General features: G+C 63.6%; 11 protein-coding genes. 2 read left to right on the forward strand and 9 right to left on the reverse strand.

What is annotated here, in order from left to right; genetic code table 11:
• Positions 1-78: 78 nt before the first annotated feature.
• Complete coding sequence (locus ARC23_RS11830; RefSeq protein ID WP_411847910.1) at positions 79-2,889, reverse strand: TonB-dependent receptor; 2,811 nt, start codon at positions 2,887-2,889, stop codon at positions 79-81.
• 362 nt (positions 2,890-3,251) lie between these two features.
• Positions 3,252-3,659 (reverse strand): ExbD/TolR family protein, encoded by a 408-nt coding sequence (locus ARC23_RS11835; protein WP_057497393.1) that lies wholly within the window; start codon positions 3,657-3,659, stop codon positions 3,252-3,254.
• A gap of 150 nt (positions 3,660-3,809) precedes the next feature.
• On the opposite strand from ARC23_RS11835, the gene ARC23_RS11840 reads away from it, so the two are divergent.
• Both ARC23_RS11840 and ARC23_RS11845 read left to right on the forward strand, forming a co-directional pair.
• On the forward strand, positions 3,810-5,795 hold the full coding sequence (locus tag ARC23_RS11840) for a transglycosylase SLT domain-containing protein (RefSeq protein ID WP_057497394.1): 1,986 nt from the start codon (positions 3,810-3,812) through the stop codon (positions 5,793-5,795).
• Between the two features lie 65 nt (positions 5,796-5,860).
• Positions 5,861-7,081: a multifunctional CCA addition/repair protein gene (locus tag ARC23_RS11845; RefSeq protein ID WP_057497404.1), complete on the forward strand. Its 1,221-nt coding sequence runs from the start codon at positions 5,861-5,863 to the stop codon at positions 7,079-7,081.
• A 45-nt stretch (positions 7,082-7,126) separates the two neighbouring features.
• Here the strand turns inward: ARC23_RS11845 and ARC23_RS21230 are convergent, their stop codons facing one another.
• The 7 genes from ARC23_RS21230 to ARC23_RS11865 form a co-directional block, all read right to left on the reverse strand.
• Positions 7,127-7,873 carry a putative type VI secretion system effector gene (locus ARC23_RS21230; RefSeq protein WP_152985260.1) on the reverse strand — a complete coding sequence of 249 codons (747 nt, stop codon included), beginning with the start codon at positions 7,871-7,873 and terminating at the stop codon, positions 7,127-7,129.
• Positions 7,874-7,949: 76 nt separating this feature from the next.
• Positions 7,950-8,678, reverse strand: a complete 729-nt coding sequence (locus ARC23_RS20800) for a putative type VI secretion system effector (protein WP_152985261.1) — start codon at positions 8,676-8,678, stop codon at positions 7,950-7,952.
• A 200-nt stretch (positions 8,679-8,878) separates the two neighbouring features.
• Complete coding sequence (locus ARC23_RS21000) at positions 8,879-9,016, reverse strand: hypothetical protein (RefSeq protein ID WP_160321660.1); 138 nt, start codon at positions 9,014-9,016, stop codon at positions 8,879-8,881.
• 59 nt (positions 9,017-9,075) lie between these two features.
• Positions 9,076-9,807: a putative type VI secretion system effector gene (locus tag ARC23_RS20805; RefSeq protein ID WP_152985262.1), complete on the reverse strand. Its 732-nt coding sequence runs from the start codon at positions 9,805-9,807 to the stop codon at positions 9,076-9,078.
• Complete coding sequence (locus tag ARC23_RS11855) at positions 9,804-12,707, reverse strand: T6SS effector BTH_I2691 family protein (protein WP_238985238.1); 2,904 nt, start codon at positions 12,705-12,707, stop codon at positions 9,804-9,806. Before ARC23_RS11855 ends, ARC23_RS20805 begins: the two co-directional genes overlap by 4 nt.
• The gene (locus tag ARC23_RS11860; protein ID WP_057497396.1) at positions 12,694-13,632 is read right to left on the reverse strand and encodes a DUF4123 domain-containing protein; all 939 of its coding nucleotides are present in this window, start codon (positions 13,630-13,632) and stop codon (positions 12,694-12,696) included. The genes ARC23_RS11855 and ARC23_RS11860 overlap by 14 nt, the downstream gene beginning before the upstream one ends.
• On the reverse strand, positions 13,622-14,171 hold a 550-nt coding region (locus tag ARC23_RS11865; protein ID WP_238985239.1), incomplete at its 5' end, for a DUF2345 domain-containing protein. The genes ARC23_RS11865 and ARC23_RS11860, both read right to left, overlap by 11 nt.

Below are 14,171 nucleotides of genomic sequence, written 5' to 3' on the forward strand. Positions count from 1 at the left end.
CAGAGAATCAGCCGAGCGCGGGCTCGGCTCTACACCCGCAAGGCAGCGCCGGAACTGACCGGCGCTGCCACCGTCACATCAGAACCGCAGATCCGCGCGCAGGTACCAGTAACGGCCACGCGGGATGTCGTAGGTCGAAGCGTCGTAGCCGTTCAACGAGCACGACAGGCAGATCGGCGGATCCTTGTCGAACACGTTGTTCAGGCCGGCGCTCAACTGCAGCCCCTTCATCCAGTCGATCTTGTAGCCCACCTGCAGGTCGTGGAAGGTGGTGGCCGACAACGTATTGGTGCCGGCAGCCTGGTTGCTGCACACCGGGAAGGCTGCGGCATCACCGCAGTTCTCGGTCAGCTCGGAGATGTGGCGCACCGTCCAGTTGGCACTCCAGCGGTCCAGTGTCCAGGCGATGCTGGCGTTGCTCGTCCATTCCGGAATCGAACTGTCCGCCACTTCCACGCCCGGCTTCTGCGGCTGCTTCTGCCCGGCCGCGCCGGTGGCTTCGTAACGACCGACGAAGGTGTTCTTCCAGCCCAGCTTGAACTGGCCGATCGAGCTCTGCGGCAGTGTCCAGAACAGGTCCACGTCCCAGCCATCGGTCTTGATCGAACCGAGATTGGTCAGGCGGTTGTTGAAGCTGCTGACCGCACCGGTGCTGGCGCGGGTGATGCCGTCGCAATAGACCGGGTCAAGCGTGTCCACGCACAGATCCAATTGGGTCTGCGCGTTGATGGCCTGGATCGCACCATCGATGGCGTGGCGGTAGAAGGTCACTTCAACGTCGAAGCGCTCCGACCACGAGGTATTGTTGCCAAACCAAGGGCTCCACACAAAGCCAGCGCTGAAGCTGCGCGAGCGTTCCGGTTCCAGGTCGCGGTTGCCGCCGGTGGTCACCGAAATCTGCGAGTTGGCCTGCTGGAAGCCAGCCGGCACACCCAGCGCGGCGCAGTTGGCGGCGCTGCCGCGCGGCGGCGTACCGCCCAGGCCCACCGAGCACGGATCGAACAGCTGCAGGTCGGCACGCGCGGCCGAACCGTACAGTTCACCGATCGACGGTGCGCGGAAGCCTTCGGCGTAGGTGGTGCGCAGCACGAAGTCGTCGGTCACCTGCCAGCGCAGGCCGTACTTGGGGGTGAACTCGCCACCAAACGTGGAGTAGTCCGAGTAGCGGCCGGCCAGGCTCAGGTCCAGCTTCTTGCCCAGTGCGGAATCGGCGAAGATCGGCACACTCAGCTCCAGGTACGCCTCGTTGACGTCATACGAGCCGGAGGTCGGCTGCGACGGCACGCCGTTGTAGTGGCCGATCACGGTCAGCGGATCCGGCTGGTACCAGCCCTTGTACTTTCGATACTCGTAGCCGCTGGCGAACGACACCGGGCCGGCCGGCAGGCTGAACAGGTCGCTGGACAGGTTGGCGGTGAACAGGCTCAGTTCGTTCTGGCTGCGGTCGCGCACCACCGGCTGGATCCACTTCAGCATGTCCGGGGTGATCGAGCCGGCGCCGCCGAAGATGTTCAGCGGCACGCAGCCCGGCGTCGCCGCACACACCGCCGGATCACCCAGGGCCATGTTGACGTTGTAGATGTTGTAGCTGCCGTAGTTGGTCTGTTCGGCCTTGTTCTTGCTGTACATGCCGTTGACATCCCAGTACCAGCTGCGGTCGGCGGCATGGAAGTTGCCGACCAGGCCGGTGGCCACGTAGGTGGTGTTGACCTCCTGCTTGAACACGCGCGCGCCACCTTCCACCGGCCGGCGCCCGATCAGGCTCATGTTGTCGCCGGACACCAGATCGAAGCCGAACGGGTTGTACGGGTTCAGGCGCGAGACCACGATGTTGTCGGCCAGCGGATTGCCGGTGGCGCCGTCAGGACCGAAGAACAGCGGCTCCGGACCGGCCTGGTTGGTCGACTCGCGGCGGTTGCCCAGCGCCTTGATGTACCACTGCACGTTGTCGGTGATGTCGAAGCGGAACTGGCCGAACAGGCCCTTACGCTCCGAGGGCGTCAGCACCATGTTGTATTCGGCGAAATTGAAACGGTCGGCGCTGGTGAAGCAATGATAGTCATCGGTGCGAGCGCAGCCGGCACTGCCGTCGTAGCGCGGGTTGCTCACGCCGGTATTGGGCACGATGTTCTGTACCGCACCGGTGTTCGGATCGGTGAACATGAAGCGGCCCTGCGGGATGCCGCCGCTGCCGAACGCCAGGCCGGTGCCGGGAATCGGGAAGCGCGACTGCTCGCGGTCGCGGGCGAACACCGGGTCCTGCTTGGTCCAGCTGGCACCGAGGAACAGGCTGTAGCGGTCGCCGCTGGTGCCCCAGGCCAGGTCCACGCCCTTCTGCGTGCCATCGCCTTTGCTGTACTCGCCGTAGTTCAACGTGACCTGGCCACCATCGAACTCGCGGCGGGTGATGATATTGACCACGCCGGCGATGGCATCGGAGCCATACAGCGACGATGCGCCGTCCTCCAGCACTTCGATGCGTTCGACGATCGCCAGCGGAATGGTGTTCAGATCGGTGGCCGCGCCGACGCCCGACGCCGAGGACTCGTTGACCCAGCGGATGCCATCGACCAGCACCAGCACGCGCTTGGCCCCGAGATGACGCAGGTCGACCTGGGCCGAACCGGCGCCCACGCCGCTGCCGTCAGGCGGGAAACCGAAGTTGCCGGACGAATTGAACTTGGCGTTGAGCGCCGAGCCGGAACCGGTGAGCTGCTGCAGCACCTCGCCGATCGAACTCAGGCCGGTGCGCTCGATGTCGCCGCGGGTCAGGGTCTGGATCGGCACCTGGCCTTCCACCTCAGCACGCTTGATGCGGGTGCCGGTGACTTCCACCGCGTCCAGATTGGTGGTGGATTGTGCAGCGGCACCCAACGGTGCCAGGGCCATCACGCACAGCGCAACGGCAACCGCCAACGGGCGGTGGTGCAGGTGATTCATTCGCTCTCTCTCCAAAGGAATGTCGGGACATGGGCCGTCGCGCTCCCCCCTGCAAGGCGGCAGCGTCTCCTTTGTAAACAAGCGGTAAAAATCACGGCGTGATGACGAACACTCTTTCACGCGGATTTGACGCAATTAAAGGCTGATTGCGTCAAATGAGTGCAATTAAAGACCGGACGGTACTGTTCATTGGAAGCGAGCTTGATGCCGGCTGCGACAACCCGCGCCGAGTTCTGCCGCATTTGAATAAAAGGTCTTGCCGCGCGCACCGCAACGGCGGCCCGCTGAACGCGGGCCGCCGGCAGTGAGCCCTACCGTACGAACGCAATGCGCTCCATACCGGTGGCCTCGGCGGCGGCCAGGATCCGCGCCATGCCTTCGTACTCGGCCAACGGATCGGTGGCGATGCGCAGTTCCGGCAGATTGCCGGCGTGTTCGCGCCCCTGTGCCTGCAGGCGCGCCTGCAGCGCGTTGAAGGACAGCGGCTGGCCGTTCCAGCTGAGCTGGCTGGATGCATCCAGGCGCAGCTCGATCGGCGGCGGCGGTTCAGGACGATCCACCACACGATCGGTGGCCTGTGGCAACTGCACGGCAATCGGCCGGGCCACGATTGGCGCGGTCACGATGAAGATGATCAACAGCACCAGCATCACATCCACCAGTGGCGTGACATTGATGTCCGCCAGTGGGCCGCTTCTTCCTGCGCTACTGAACGCCATGTGCCGCTCCCTGCAGCCGGGCGGTTCGCCCAAGCCCGACGTTACGACGGGCGGCCGGGCCCGCGGCAGCGGTGCTGCAGCGTCATTCAGCTGTCGTTGCCGGCGCCGCGCGTGCACACGATGCGAAACTGAATTCAGCCAACGCCCGCTATGCTCAGCGCCATGACCCGACGCACTTCGACCGCCCTGTCCCTGCTGCCCTTGGCCACCACGCTGCTGATCGGCTGCGCCAATGCCCAGTCCCTCGACGCCCAGAACGCGCAACTGAAGGCCGCCATCGCCGCCGCCGAACGTGGCCAGTTCGATCCCAGCCAGGCTGCCGCGCTCAGCCGCCATCCGGCCTATGGCTGGCTGGAGTATGCCAACCTGCGCCGCAACATCGACACAGTCGATCGCGCGCAGGCGCAGGCGTTCCTGAAGCGCTACGACGGCCAGGCCGTGGCCAGCACCTTCCGCAGCGTGTGGCTGCCCTCGCTCGCCCGCCGCCAGGACTGGCCCACGCTGCTGGCCAACTGGGCGCCCACCGACAACGTCGGCCTGCGCTGCGCGCAGCTCACGGCCCGCCAGGTGACCGGCAAGGTCGATCCTCAATGGATCAGCGAGGCACAGGACCTGTGGCGCAAGAACGGCAAGTCGCTGCCCGATGGTTGCGACGCGGTGTTCGCCGTGCTGCAGGCGCAGGGCGGCCTGAGCGATGCCCTGCGTTGGGAGCGCATCGATGCCGCCGCCGACGCACAGCAACCGGCGGTGATGCGCAGCGCCGCGCTCGGCCTGCCCGCTGCCGAGCTGGCCCAGGCCAACAGCTACGCCGCCTTCGTCGACACGCCCAATGCCAGCGCACTGAACTGGCCGCGTACCGAGCGCAGCCGGCGCATCGCCACCGATGGCCTGGAAAAGCTGGCCAAGGCCGACCCCGGCGCCACCGAACAGCAGCTGCCGCAGTACGCGCAGGCACTGGGCCTGAGCGCCGAGCAGCAGGGCCAGGTGCGCTACCAGATCGCACTGTGGACAGTGGCTTCCTACCTGCCCGACTCGGCGCGCCGCCTCAACGCGGTGCCGGAATCGGCCTACGACGAGCGCCTGCACGAATGGCGCGTGCGCGAAGCAATGTCGCGCGGCGATTGGCCAGCGGCGCTGACCGCGATCCGCAAGATGGGCAGCAAGCAGCGCAGCGATTCGCGCTGGGCCTATTTCGAAGGCCGCATGCTGGAAAAAACCGGCCAGGCACAGCAGGCCCAGCCGCTGTTCCGGGATGCCGCACGCGCCCCGACCTTCCACGGTTTCCTGGCCGCCGACAAGCTGCAGCAGGGTTACACCCTGTGCCCCTGGAAGCCCAACGACAGCGCGCAGGCGCAGGCCGCGATCGCGCGCGATCCGGCCATCCAGCGGGCGATGGCGCTGTATCAGATCGACCGCACCGGCTGGGCCGTGGCCGAATGGAACAGCGCGCTGTCGCGCTTCGATGACACCCAGCGCCGCCTTGCCGTGCGCGTGGCGCAGGACAACGGCTGGTTCGACCGCGCGGTGTTCGCACTGGGCAAGCAGCCGCAGGAACAGCGCCTGTACGACCTGCGCTTCCCGCTGCACCACGACGCCACCATCCGCCGCGAAGCCGCACGCAATGCGCTCGACCCGGCCTGGGTGGCCGCCGAGATCCGCGCCGAGAGCACCTTTACCCCACGCGCGCGCTCGCCTGCCAATGCGATGGGCCTGATGCAGGTGCTGCCGGCCACCGGCGCCGACGTGGCCAAGTCGATCGGCCTGACCGGCTACGGCGGCGCCGACAGCCTGTACGACCCGGACACCAACATCGCCATCGGCACCGCCTACCTGCGCCAGTTGATGAACAAGTACGACGGCCTGCCCTACGTGACCATCGCCGCCTACAACGCCGGCCCGACCCCGACCGCACGGTGGCAGAGCCAGCGCCCGGGCTATGACCCGGACCTGTGGATCGAGACCATCAGCTACAAGGAAACCCGCGAGTACGTCGCCCGCGTGCTGGCCTTCAGCGTGATCTACGACTGGCGCCTCAATGGCGATGCCCTGCCGCTGAGTGACCGCCTGATGGGCCGCCTGGTCGACAAGCGCAAGAACTTCAGCTGCGCCGCCAACGCCGACCAGGGCGGGGATTGATCGCCAATCCTGTAGAGCCGAGCATGGGCTCGGCTCTACAGGACCGGCGTGCGATGATCCTGCCCATGAAGATCTATCTTGTCGGCGGCGCCGTGCGTGACCGCCTGCTGCAGCGACCTGCCGGCGACCACGACTGGGTGGTGGTCGGCGCCACGCCCGCGCAGATGGAGGCGCTGGGTTACACCGCCGTGGGCCGCGACTTTCCGGTGTTCCTGCACCCGAAGACCGGTGAGGAATACGCACTGGCGCGCACCGAGCGCAAGTCCGGCCGCGGCTATCGCGGCTTCGTGGTCGATGCCGATCCAGCAGTGACGCTGGACGAGGACCTGCAGCGCCGCGACTTCACCATCAACGCCATTGCCTGCGACGAGGACACCGGTCACCTGGTGGACCCTTATGGCGGCGTGCGTGATATTGAACAGCGCGTGCTGCGCCATGTCGGCCCGGCGTTCGTCGAAGATCCGTTGCGCGTGCTGCGCGCAGCACGTTTCATGGCACGCTTCGCACCGCTGGGGTTCACCGTCGCGCCGGAAACCCTGGCGCTGATGCGCGAGGTCGCCGCCAGCGGTGAGCTCGATGCACTGGTGCCGGAGCGAGTGTGGCAGGAACTGCGCAAGGCGCTGGTCAGTGCACAGCCCTCGGCGTTCCTGCGCACACTGCACGACGCGCATGCGCTGGGCCCGATCCTGCCAGAGCTGGAAGCACTGTACGGCGTGCCGCAGCGTGCCGAGTTCCACCCGGAAGTCGACACCGGCATCCATCAGGAAATGGTCAGCGACATGGCCGCGAAACTGGCGCCGGGCGATGACCTGGTCGGCTTTGCCGCACTCACCCACGATCTCGGCAAGGGTCGGACGCCACCGAACGAATGGCCACGCCACGTCATGCACGAGCAACGCGGCATCGAGCCGCTGAAGGCCCTATGCGCGCGACTGAAGGTGCCCACCGAGCACCAGCAGCTGGCCGAAGCGGTCTGCCGCGAGCATCTGAACGTGCATCGCATCGACGAACTGCGCGATGCCACCGTGCTGGAACTGCTGGGCCGCTGTGATGCACTGCGCCGCCCGGAGCGGGTGGCGCGCATCGCACTGTGCTGCGAGGCCGACAAGCGCGGCCGGCTGGGCTTTGAAGACAGCGACTACCCGCAGGGCGAAACGCTCAAGCGCCTGCACCGGGCGGCGCTGTCGGTGCAGGCGCGGGATCTGGACACGACGCAGCTGAAGGGCCCGGCGGTTGGAGAAGCGCTGGCCAAGGCCCGGGTGAAGGCGATTGCGGCGGCTCGGTAGGGATGTACGGTTTGCTTACGGCAGTGCGGTGTCAGCAGCTGTTGTTCAGTACCTGAAGTAGGTGTCGCCCAAGGCGGGGTGGTCGCCCGGCTGACGCTTCTGCTTGGTGATACGCCTCAGATTGATGCGTTTTGCATTGGGCCAACCCAGCGTTTCGAATATCGCATCTGCCATCTTTGCGAACCGCGTGAAATGGCGGCCAGTTCTGAATCCAAGGTAGAGGCAAACCAGAACGCATATCAAGTACGCATCCGCGACCATCTCCAGGGGTGCCAGTCCGTCTCCTGTGAGAGCGTTGATCAGGAAAAACCCGATGTAGATCATGTACAAGGGTACAGATAGAGCCAGCGAGTACCTGGCCACCGCGATCCAGTGGGCCCAGCTACCTGAACTGACATACGGATAAGAGACGATGAGTCTCTTCTGCTCATCGAGCACAGACAAGGCAATGAAGTTCCCCGCCTTGTCGCGACGCCCGACCACCCGCACGGAGTCGCCCTCTTTGAAGGGCCAATTCCAGAACAGCCCCTTCACCAGCATTTCGCCAAACCGGAATTCAACTCTCGTGGCGGGCTCTTTCGTTTCCTCATTGGACATCATCGCCATGCCAGCGGCGGGACCGCTGAGGCCCAGCGCGGCGGCAACGGCGCCCGTGGCCGCCATCTTTTCGCGATCACCACCGCGCCAGAAGACGTTCTGCACCACGTGTCTGACCCGTAGGTTGGAAATGATGCCGGCATCTGTTTCGAACAGCACTTTGCCAGGTGTCCGCACTCGACTCTGGGTACTCACTACAATCTCCGCAAGGCACAGGCCGACCACAGGCAGATAGCGATCTGCCGCCAGTGGTTTCTAAGACCACGCACGTTCAGTACCTGAAGTAGGTATCCCCAACACCGGAACTATCACCCCTTCGCGCTCGACCGAACCGTCCGGCTCTAAGGTTTATCTTCTTTGGATTGCTCCAGTCCATCGCAGCGAATACCAGATCTGCCATCCTCGCAAATCTAGATAAGCGACGCCCGATCCTCCATCCGATCACGCCGAAAATTGAGGCTCCGGCAACGCAGGCACCAGAAATGACTTCGAACTTACTATCGGACTTGTCTTCCCAAACAAAGGCAGTTGCGAGAACGGCTGCGCCGCCCCACCAAACTACTGAGATCCCCAAGGAGATCCAGAAGACACGCAGCCAGTGCGAGGCACTGCCCGCCGTGACATGCGGATAGGAAACGATCAGCCTCTGGTCTTCGTCCAGTACAGAAATCGCAAAGAAGGTTCCATCGGGCCGTCGCTTGCCCACCACTCTAACCCTCTGCCCGTCCCTGAACGGCCAGTTCCACAGCAGCGCACATACCGATAGTTCTCCCAGCATGAACCTGACTCGCACCACTGGCTCCGGCGCCCCTTCGCTTGACATCACCGCCATGCCTGCCGATGGCCCACTCAACCCGAGCGCAGCTGCAATTACACCCGCTGCGGCCGTGTGCTCTCGATCGTCAGAACGGTACAGAACATCCTCCAACGCATGTTCAACGAAAAGTCCTGAGATCACACCTGCCTCCGTATCAAGCGGACTTCTGCTCGGAACCTCCATGTGCTGTGCACCTTTCACAACTGCGATCTCGCAGCTACTTCCCTGATTGCTTTGTCAAATGCGTCCTTCTGCTTCAGAACGACCACCTGTCTGTTTCTGCTATTGCTACCCGGGCCCAGAGCTATACTGGCCCCTTCCCGAATACTTTGGACTCACACCACTTCTCGAGATCGCTCGGGCCGATTGCCCACACCGTCACTTCAGATGCGCCGCTCCGGACACAAATTCCGCCCAGCTCGCACCTGCAGCGGAACTCCCTGTGCCACAGACTGACCATAAAGATCCTCCAGCGTCGCCAGCAGCAGATCGCGGCGGAGCCAGGCAATCAGCACACGCATCTTGAGTACCAGCCGGTCGACTACCCGCCGGTCATCGCCCCAACACTGATGAGCACGATTCAATATCTGAAATAGGTATCACCCAGAGCAACATGATCACCCGACTGACGCTTCCTCTTGGTCACTTTACGAAGATTTATCCCCCTAGCCCCCCTCCACCCAAGCGTAAAAAAAACTGAATCCGCTAACTTGGCGTAACTGACAAATCTACGTCCAACTCGATACCCAATTACACAAAAAACAAGAACCCCCACCAAATATGACTGAACCAATAGATGAAACGGCGCAGAAAACCTCCATGCATAGAAAGCTATTACCAGCCCCCACCACGAAACTGAAACCACAAGAGAATATTTGAGAACTGAAATCCAATGCGCCAACGTACCAGCACTAACATGCGGGTAGGAAACAATCAGCCTTCTTTCCTCATCAAGAACTGAGATAGCAAAGAATCTTCCTTCGTCGTTCCGTGTTCCGACAACTCGAACAATGTCACCCTCATTAAAGGGCCAGTTCCAGAGAAGTCCTTCCACAACCATTTCACCAAGTCTGAACTCAACCTTGGTAACTGGCTCTTCCATTTCCTCCGCAGACATCATAGCCATGCCTGCTGCTGGTCCACTAATGCCTAGCGCCGCTGCGAATGCACCGGTGGCTGCCATCCCCTCCCGATCCCCCTCCCGCCAGAATACGTTCTTTACGCAATGCTGAACCCTGAGATTCACAATTGCGCCAACCTCAGTTTCAAGCGGGCCACTGCCAGTAGGATTCACCTGAATTTCAGTAATCATTGCACCCTCACAGACACGACACCGAGAGCCTTCTCAAATGCCAGCTGCTGCTCCCGCGCTGTTGCATAAGAACTTCCTACCTTCTTCTCAGCCCTTTTCCCAAAGGCGTTGGACGCACACCATTTCTCCAGCTCGTTTGGGCCGATCGCCCAGATCAGTACCTCAATAGCCAGCAGAGTCAAAGCCACCTCCCAGCCACTCAATCGCAAGATCCACACGCCGACACGTTTCATTGCTTGCGATGCGACTATATGTCCGCCTTCCCTTCCTGCGGCAACTTCAAGTCCAGCATGCAGCCCTCTTAGGCCTAAAGTTAGTGCATTTCTCCCGACAGTCCGTTCGATCACCGGCGAAGAATAGGCAAGCGCCGTCAGAAAATGAGCAGACCCGACTGCTCCTGCCGCCCCGCCCTTGACCAAGAGCGCTGTGAAATGAACGTAGTTGCCTTTCCTCACAGTTCCATCAGCTTCGTCCAAGCTGTAGTAGGCCCCAATAAAACTACCCGCCCCGGCCATCACACTTCCGGCAACCTTCATCCGTATGGCACTGGCGCTACCCACACCAAAAAACTCCTTCGCCACAGCCTCATGCACACCGGTATACACGGCCACAAGCGACATTCCAGAGGCCAATAACGTCGCGTAGTCACGCGTCTGCTTATCCACCTTCGTGGCCAGATGGATGAAGTTCACCATCTCCAGCACGCCGGTCAGCGAATTCAGGCGCACCACGTTGCGGCTGCTTTCTGCCGCAGCCTGCCAACGCTTGCGCATTGCCAGCGCCCCGTGATGCAGCTCCAGGTCCCGAAGCGCGAACTGCATCGGCAGCGCGCTGCCCTTGGTTCGGTAGAACTGGATGCGTTCCAGGAAGTAGCGCTTGCCCTGCTGACCACTGCTCAGCTCTTCGGCCACCAGGCTGATGGCCTCATCCCGCTCCATCAACGACCGGGTCAGAAGCACGAACCGGACCATGGCATTGCCGGTGGTATCCTGGATGCCATTGAGCGGAAACCGATTCAGCAGGAACGCGCCGGCGGTGGTGACGAAGCGGTCAACTCCGCTATCACGAAGGATGCGGGCACTGGCGGTGGATGGCACTGCCTCCTTCTGCGCGGCCTCCAGCTTGCGATAGTTGGAGATGAAGGTCTTCAGATGCGCCGTCCCGGACACAAAGGCCGCCCAGCTCGGGCCTGCGGCGGACAGCACGGTGTTGGCCCCAGCCTCAGCCGCCTTGAGCGTCTGCTGCAGCTCCAGCCGGGCAGCGTCCTGATTCTGCGCAATGACTCGCCACAGCAAGGACGATCTTCCGGTCACAGCCAGATCGCCAGCAAGCTCAGTCAACAGCGTTCGGCCGATCTCGTGCATGCCAAGCACCGCGATGGCGTCGGTGATGATCTCCTCAAACCACACGCCCTGCGCCGCAGACTGGCCATCGAAGTCCTCCAGGGTCACCAGCAGCAGATCGTGGCGGAGCCACGCAACCAGCACCGACATCTTCGGTCCCAGCCGGTCGAGTACCTGTTGCGTCATCGCGTCCATGTTCCGCTTGAACGCGGTGAAACGGGGCTCGTCAATCAGTGGCCAGTACTTGTTCTTCCACGCGTCCTGGGCGTCCTTCAGATAGAGCGGCAGGAACTGGCGCTCATACTCGCGCGCGAGTTCCCGCTTCTCCTCTTCGGAGAGCTTCACCTTGGGATCCCATGAGGGAAGCGAGGGATTGCCAAGGCGGCGCTGCCGCTCCACCTCGCGGACGGTCTGTGCTGCGTAGTTCCCTGCCATCACCGCACCGTTGAGCTCCAGCAGGCGCGAGATCTGTTCGATCTGGTCAACAGCGCTGACTTCCAGTTCGCGCTCGCTCTTGAACTGGCTGATGCAGGCAACCAGGTCGTTGCAGTAGCCACTCAGCTCGTGCACGACGCCAACCGCATCCCACAGGCCCAGCAGCATGGGTGGGTACTCCTGGCGATCATTGCCAATGCGGCCGTTGCTGCTGTGCTGCTTCAGGCGTTCAAAACGCTGTTGGCGCGGGTCGACACCGTCGCTGCGAGGGTAATCCCGCCGCGACCAGGGGTAGCGCGTGCCATGCGCGTGCAGCCGCGCCTTGCGAAGCGCCCCGTCCGGATTGGAGGCAGCCGGGAGCGCACTGCTGTACGGAAGGTCTGGCGGGTCGCCTGAGGGGTTATCCAGCCATCGATACTCCATGATCGAGGCCAGCCCGGCGGCGTCCTTCAATGGTGCTTGATCGCCTTCTGCCCTCGACGACGTGATCCATCTGGCTGGCTCGATCGGCTGCATCCGCTCAGCGCGCAGGGCCGGATCAGCTCCATACCGATCCAGTGTCGCTGGCGTCCAGGGGTGTTGGGAGTAGGCAAGCCAGACCGTCCCGCACAGATGTGGGCGCTGGAGGGTGATGAACTCCGTGCGCATCGGATCGTGGCCACTGCGGCCACAGCTGGGTAGGCCACCGCCTGCGATCGCGCGCGCACTGTAGGCGGTGGGCTGCCGCCACAGGGTGCCGTTTTCGGCGATGGCGTAGCACTCCCAGTACTCCGGACCGTAGGGACCCTGCTCGTAGTACAGGTATAGCAGACCTTGGCGCAACGTTCTGAGCGCGTAGGTGTATCCCGCCGCACTGACATCAACATCGCTGGCGTGTGCGGGTGACAGTCCACCAAGGCCGACGTTGCAGCTGGCAGGCACCACCGTGTAGCGCACCGGCAGGATGGCCAGCCCGGTGGAGCGGCAGACGTCGCAGGCTGATTTCTCTGTCTCGTCCGGCAGCGTGGCGGCAACCGCCGGGAGATCGACGATACCTGGACTACCCGTGCTGCGGAGCCCCACGTTGCTGTCACCCGTGAAGGGCCCGCTAGGGTCGTACCCGTCTCTTCTATCGCGCGTCATGTGACCCGTCTCCCTGGATTGCACTTGCGTGTGTTGACGCCGCGATGCGGATGTCCTGCCACTCCGTGTCGCCCATCCGTCGAATAAGCTCGCCATACCGCCCACCGTGCGCGATCTGCGCCAGTAGCCTCTGGACAGTGGGATGCCTGTGGAACTGAGGCCCGATCGAGAGCGCATGCGTGGCGAACAGATCCAGATCAGTACCGCTGGACACACCACAACGGCGCCCCTCTCCGACACTGCGCTGCACCTGCGCGAACGTGGCGCGATCCGGCGCAGTTCCGGCTCGCAGCGCGCCGATCCACGCCTGGTTCAATGCACCGATGGATTCCAGCTCGGGCCAGGACACGGCAGGGTCACCGGGCAGTGCAGGCGCGACGGCGTTGCTGATGGCCCGCTCTCGCCATCGATCCAGGAACATCCACGTGGTCACACCTTCGAACCGATACGCCCGTTGCGAACGCGATGAGCACTGCAGGAACAGATCCGTCACCATCGGGTCGTAGAAGCGCAGCCACCGCTTCCGGCCCTGCGCATGCGGGCAGTGCGCGACCGCACGCTCGGCCAGCTGTCTGGCCAGCTGTGGTGTCAGCAACGGCGTCCAGACCCACGCACACGCACGCTGTGGGCGCGCAGCCAGCAACGACGATGCCGAGCGCTGTGCCATCGCCATTTCCACCGCCTGGGCCGACAACAGGGAGTGCGTGCCTTTGCCCAGGTCGAGGGGGATCAGGGACGGCCAGAGGGCCTTCGGTATCTGTCGAATGGCGACGGAGACCGGCGTTATCCCGACCGATTCCAGTAACGCGTCGAAGGCCTCATCGCTCTCGCATCGATCATCTGCGGGCTGCATCAGCAGGTGGCATTGCCCCGCACTGCTGCGGTCGATGGCAACCAATTGTTCGCACAGTGCTTCAGCCGACATCGGCGCAGGCCTCCTGCCGGCGTACGGCGGCGTTCAAGTGCGGCTCACAGCCCTGGAACCGCCCTTCAGGTACCGTCACCTCCCCCGCCACACTCGCCGGCCCCACCCAATCGCGCTGGCTGGCCTTGAACTCCACCTTCCCCGGCGCGCCCAGCTCGATGTTGTCGCCTTCGATCCGGATATAGGCGCCAGCCGCGGTCGCCAGCAGGTGCTTGCTCGGCGCCGACAGCTGCACGTCCGCTTCGGTGCTGGCGAGGCGCACCTGGGTCTTGGCCGCCACGATCATCTGGTTTTTGTGCGCGCGCGCACTCACCTTGCCCTGCGCCGCATGCAGCGCGATGCCGCGCTCCTGGTTCGGGCTTTCACCGCTCGGCTGCACGCCAGCGGTGTACAGCACCAGCCCGCCGGCCACCGCCATCGTCAGTGAGCCCTGCGTCATCCAGTTCAGCGCCACGCCGCTGGCCAGGGTGGTGTGGGTGCCGCTGACCCAGACCTGATCGGCGGGGGTCAGGCTCAGTACGCCGGCCACGCCACTGCCC

Source organism: Stenotrophomonas beteli, assembly GCF_001431665.1.
GTDB classification, from domain to species: Bacteria; Pseudomonadota; Gammaproteobacteria; order Xanthomonadales; family Xanthomonadaceae; genus Stenotrophomonas; species Stenotrophomonas beteli.

What these genes read in the sequence shown, in the direction of transcription:
- ARC23_RS11830 (WP_411847910.1), bottom strand. Translation starts at nt 2,889, where the DNA reads ATGGCCCTGGCACCGTTGGGTGCCGCTGCACAATCCACCACCAATCTG.
- ARC23_RS11835 (WP_057497393.1), bottom strand. Translation starts at nt 3,659, where the DNA reads ATGGCGTTCAGTAGCGCAGGAAGAAGCGGCCCACTGGCGGACATCAAT.
- ARC23_RS11840 (WP_057497394.1), top strand. Translation starts at nt 3,810, where the DNA reads ATGCTCAGCGCCATGACCCGACGCACTTCGACCGCCCTGTCCCTGCTG.
- ARC23_RS11845 (WP_057497404.1), top strand. Translation starts at nt 5,861, where the DNA reads ATGAAGATCTATCTTGTCGGCGGCGCCGTGCGTGACCGCCTGCTGCAG.
- ARC23_RS20800 (WP_152985261.1), bottom strand. Translation starts at nt 8,678, where the DNA reads ATGGAGGTTCCGAGCAGAAGTCCGCTTGATACGGAGGCAGGTGTGATC.
- ARC23_RS21000 (WP_160321660.1), bottom strand. Translation starts at nt 9,016, where the DNA reads ATGCGTGTGCTGATTGCCTGGCTCCGCCGCGATCTGCTGCTGGCGACG.
- ARC23_RS20805 (WP_152985262.1), bottom strand. Translation starts at nt 9,807, where the DNA reads ATGATTACTGAAATTCAGGTGAATCCTACTGGCAGTGGCCCGCTTGAA.
- ARC23_RS11855 (WP_238985238.1), bottom strand. Translation starts at nt 12,707, where the DNA reads ATGACGCGCGATAGAAGAGACGGGTACGACCCTAGCGGGCCCTTCACG.
- ARC23_RS11860 (WP_057497396.1), bottom strand. Translation starts at nt 13,632, where the DNA reads ATGTCGGCTGAAGCACTGTGCGAACAATTGGTTGCCATCGACCGCAGC.